This is a genomic window from Amycolatopsis sp. SID8362 (genome assembly GCF_010550475.1).
GTDB lineage: Bacteria > Actinomycetota > Actinomycetes > Mycobacteriales > Pseudonocardiaceae > Amycolatopsis > Amycolatopsis eburnea.
Genome location: NZ_JAAGNB010000977.1, coordinates 1 through 4,086, shown reverse-complemented (window position 1 = coordinate 4,086; position 4,086 = coordinate 1). Strand labels below are relative to the sequence as shown.

Sequence of the window (4,086 nt, the reverse complement as noted above, 5' to 3'; positions counted from 1 at the left end):
GGCGGCGACCACCGCGGCCGCGGCGCCGGGCTGGGCCGGTGACGGCCGGCCCGGGACCGGCTTGATCTCGCCGAAGGAGACCGTCAACGGGCCGAACCGCAGCGGTCCGGGCGCGGTCGGGCGGACGACCACCTGTGCGGTCCTGGTCAGCCGTTCATCGTCGTCGTACCCCGGAGGCAGGATCAGGTCCACGTCGGTTTCCGGTCCGAGGTTCTGGCCCAGCCCGCGCGCGAGGGCCTCGGATTCGGCAAGCAGGTTGAGGGAAAGGTCCACCACGTCGTCGACCGCGTCGACGAGGTCACTGCCCAGCTCGTCGATCCGCTCTTCGCGCCGGCCCCGCAGGCCCAGCCGGCTCGACCGCGGGAGCTGGCTCCTGGCCTTGTCATAGGCTTTGGGGCCGAAGAGCGGAAGCGCCTCGGTCAGTGCCCGGAACGCCGCGTCGTTCAACGTGTCCAGCGCCGCGGGCACGGCGTCGGGACGCCCGGCGGAGAGGGAGCACAGCGCCACGTACCGCTCGGCCACCGCGATCTGCAGCGGGGATTTGGCCGAAGCGGCCGCGGCGGCCTCGCGGAACAAGTCCCGCGCGCGGGCCAGTTCGGCGGCCCGCGAGGTCGGCTCGGGCGCCGTGCTCGCGTCGCGCAGCGCCCGCTGGCCGGCGCCCAACGCGATCGTGTACCGCTGGTCCAGCAACTCGTCGAGCTGACGGCCGATCCCGTTCAGCTGCTCGCTCAGGCGATCTTCGCTGGCCACCAGTTCGCCTAGCAGCTCCGCGGCCAGCCCGCTGAGCTCGTCGTTCCCGGTGAGCGCCCGGATCAGCTGGGAAGCGCCGTACTTCGCGGCGATCGTGGCGATCGCGGTCATTGGCTCCACGGGTTTCACCTTAGAGGGCCGAGCCCGCACGGACGGGCGATTCGGGCTCGCCCGTCCGTCACGCCTGCCGCCCAGGTGCCCCGGGCTCGGGGTCAGCCGATGCCGAGGACGGACTCGGCGGTGGTCCAGTTGTCGAGCATGGCGTTCTGGGCGGCGGAGAGGGTGACCTGGCCGGCGCAGACCGCCTTCTTGACCGCGTTCTCGACGGAGTCCTTGGTGTAGGCGTTCTCGTCGCCGGAGTGCGGCTCGGGCCAGAGGTTCAGCGGGTCCTTCGGGGCGCCGCCGAGTTCCAGGGGGAGGAAGTGGTCCTCCTCGTAGTCGGACATGCTCGTGTCGCTGTAGCCGTAGTCGATGATGCCTTGCTTCTTCAGCCCGTTGGTGTAGGTGGTGGACGGGCGGATCGTCGCGGTCCAGCCGGACACGCAGATCGTCGAATCGATGGTGGACTGGGTGACGTCCGGGTTCTTCGCGCCGGGGGTGCAGGCCGGGTCGGGCAGCGGCAGGTCGGCTTGTGAGCAGGTCTCGGTCGTGGTGGCGGCGTGCGCGGGCGCGCCGGCCAGTCCGGCGGTGGTGGTCAGGACGGCGACGGTGACGCAGGCACGCAAAACGAGGCGGCGCATGGGTGTTCCTTCCGCGTGGGGACCGGGAATGCGTCGTCACCCTGCGCGGGCACGGCGACGGCACGGTGACAGTGAAGAAGTCACCGGCTGTCGAATCCAGTGCGAAAGTGTTCAACGGAGAGGGTTTGTGTCACACCGTCCGGAACATCCCGACGTTCGTCGGGTCTTGGGTGCGGGATCGGTCACGGGGCCGAAGCGTGCGCGTCACCGGAAGTTCATCGGATGGGCGTGTTTCCCGCTGCCTGTCGGCGAATCCGATCGGCTAGCGCAGTGATCGGGTGGCGAGGTCGTCGAATTCCCGGTCGGGCAGGCTCCGGTTGAGCTCCAGCAGCTTCTCGGCGTGCAGGCCGACGGCGTAGCGGGTCTCCGGTGTGTCGGCTTCGACCGCCCGCCGGATGGTCTGGGCGACGACGGCGGGATCGGTGCCGTCCGCGAGGCCGGTTTCGGCCTGGCGCGCCATCGCCTCGGCCATTTCCCGGTACGCGCCGTGCCCGGAGTGCTCCCGCAGCTCCGCGGCGGTGTGGTCTTCGAACTCCGTCCTGATGATGCCGGGCTGAACGATCACGACGTCGATGCCGAACGGCCGGACCTCCATGCGCAGCGTGTCGGAGTAGGCCTCGAGCGCGTGTTTGGAGGCGTAGTACCAGGCGCCGAGCGGCAAGCTGATCTCGCCGCCGATGGACGAGACGTTGACGATGCGGCCCGAACCGTGCGCGCGCATGGCGGGCAGGGCGAGCTGGACCAGTCTGGCCGGTGCGAAGAGATTGACTTGGAACTGGTCGCGTGCGGCGTCCAGGGGGACGTCTTCGGCGGCGCCGTGCAGCACGGTGCCGGCGTTGTTGATCAGGACGTCGATCCGGCCCTGTTCGTCGAGGATGGTGCGGACGACGCGGTCGAGGTCGGACTCGTCGCGGGCGTCCATGGCGAGCGGGTGCCCGCCGGCGGCGCGCAGTTCGTCCATTTTGGACAGACGGCGGGCGGCGCCGTAGACGACGTGACCCGCCTTCAGCAGCTCCAGCGCGGTGGCGCGGCCGATGCCCGCCGATGCTCCGGTGATCAAGCAGATTTCGGGCACGGGTCAGTCCTCCCAGGCGAGGGGTAGCTGGTGCACGCCGTGGATGAGCATGTCGCCGCGCACGGCGATGTCTTCGGCGGGAACCGCCAGCCGCAGCGACGGGAACCTGTTCAGCACGGCGGGCAGCGCCACTCGCAGCTGGACGCGGGCGAGCTGCTGGCCGAGGCATTGGTGGATGCCGTGACCGAAGGCGATGTGCCCGCTCGACCTGCGGCGGATGTCGAGCGTTTCGGGTGCGGGGTAGTGCGCGGGGTCGTGGTTCGCCGCGGGCACCGAGATGGTGACCGACTCGCCGGCGGTCACCCGCCGGCCGCCGAGTTCGAGGTCTTCCAGCGCCGTGCGCACCGTGAACGGGATGATGCTGAGGTAGCGCAGCAGTTCTTCGACCGCTTGGTCGGCCAGCCGCGGGTCGGCGCGCAGCAGCGCGAGCTGGCCGGGGTGTTCGAGCAGCGCGAAGACGCCGAGCGCGAGCATGTTGGTGCTGGTGTCCAGGCCCGCGGCCAGCAACGTGAAGCCGATGTTGACCAGTTCGGTGTCGGTGAGATCGCTGGTGGTCAGGTCGCTGAGCAGGTCGTCGGTCGGTGCTTTTCGCTTGGCGGCGACCAGTTCGCTGACGACCTCGTGGACCGCGGCGAGGGCCGCGCCGGTTTGCTCGGGGGTGTTGTCCAGCCGGAACAGGGTGAGCGCGTGTCGCTGGAACCGGTCCCGATCCGCGTAGGGAACGCCGAGCAGCTCGCAGATCGTCTGCGCCGGCAGCGGCTGGGCCAGCGCCGGTACCAGGTCGGCCGGGCTGCCGCGCTCGGCCATGGCGGTCAGGCACTCGTCGGCGATGGCCTGGATCCGTTCGGTCAGCCGGCGCATCCGGCGGACGGTGAACCGACCGGCCAGCAGCCGCCGGTAGCGGGTGTGCCCGGGCGCGTCCATGCTGCCGAACATGCCCGGCGCCGCCGGCTGGTCACTGGCGGGAGCACCGGGGATCGGCAGGTGCCGCAGTTCGGCCCGCGCGCTGAACCGCGGGTCGGCCAGGACCTCGCGGGCCAGCGCGTGCCCGGTCACCAGCCAGCCGGTGTGCCCGTCGGGGTAGTCCAAGCGGCTGAGCGGACTCTCCGCGCGCCGTTCGGCCAGCCCTGGCGGCGGGTCGAACGGCCGGGCGGCCGCCCGCTCGGTCGGCAGTGTCCTGGCCATGGCCGGCTCCCTTCCCGTGAACCACTTGTGCGAAAGGGTAGGACCGTGTTTCATTGTCCAGCAAACACAGGATCTGTATTTGCGCAGGTAGGACCCGGATTATCGATGCAATGGCCTGCTGTTGAACGCAGCGGAGGAGGCGATCGGATGCCGAGCGGCAGGTTGAGCTACCAGGAACGGCAGCGCGTCGCGGCCGGGTTGGCGGACGGGCTGAGCTACGGCGAGATCGGCCGCCGGCTGGGCCGGCCGAGTTCGACGATCGTGCGCGAAGTCGCTCGCAACGGCGGGGCGCACGAGTACCAGGCCGACCGGGCCGAACGGGCCGCCCGGTGGCGA

General features: G+C 70.7%; 5 protein-coding genes. 1 reads left to right on the top strand and 4 read right to left on the bottom strand.

Features of this window, described 5'->3' with window-relative positions:
* The 4 genes from G3I65_RS30765 to G3I65_RS30750 all read right to left on the bottom strand — a co-directional run.
* On the bottom strand, positions 1-870 hold an 870-nt coding region (locus G3I65_RS30765), incomplete at its 3' end, for a hypothetical protein (RefSeq protein ID WP_160699215.1).
* Positions 871-962: 92 nt separating this feature from the next.
* On the bottom strand, positions 963-1,490 hold the full coding sequence (locus G3I65_RS30760) for a hypothetical protein (protein WP_160699214.1): 528 nt from the start codon (positions 1,488-1,490) through the stop codon (positions 963-965).
* Positions 1,491-1,752: 262 nt separating this feature from the next.
* Complete coding sequence (locus G3I65_RS30755; RefSeq protein WP_160699213.1) at positions 1,753-2,565, bottom strand: oxidoreductase; 813 nt, start codon at positions 2,563-2,565, stop codon at positions 1,753-1,755.
* Positions 2,566-2,568: 3 nt separating this feature from the next.
* Positions 2,569-3,750, bottom strand: coding sequence for a cytochrome P450 (locus G3I65_RS30750; RefSeq protein WP_160699212.1), 1,182 nt, complete (start codon positions 3,748-3,750; stop codon positions 2,569-2,571).
* 147 nt (positions 3,751-3,897) lie between these two features.
* Between G3I65_RS30750 and G3I65_RS30745 the strand changes: the two genes are divergently transcribed.
* A partial coding sequence (locus G3I65_RS30745) for a helix-turn-helix domain-containing protein (protein WP_160699211.1) occupies positions 3,898-4,086 on the top strand: 189 nt, incomplete at its 3' end.

What these genes read in the sequence shown, in the direction of transcription:
- G3I65_RS30760 (WP_160699214.1), bottom strand. Translation starts at nt 1,490, where the DNA reads ATGCGCCGCCTCGTTTTGCGTGCCTGCGTCACCGTCGCCGTCCTGACC.
- G3I65_RS30750 (WP_160699212.1), bottom strand. Translation starts at nt 3,750, where the DNA reads ATGGCCAGGACACTGCCGACCGAGCGGGCGGCCGCCCGGCCGTTCGAC.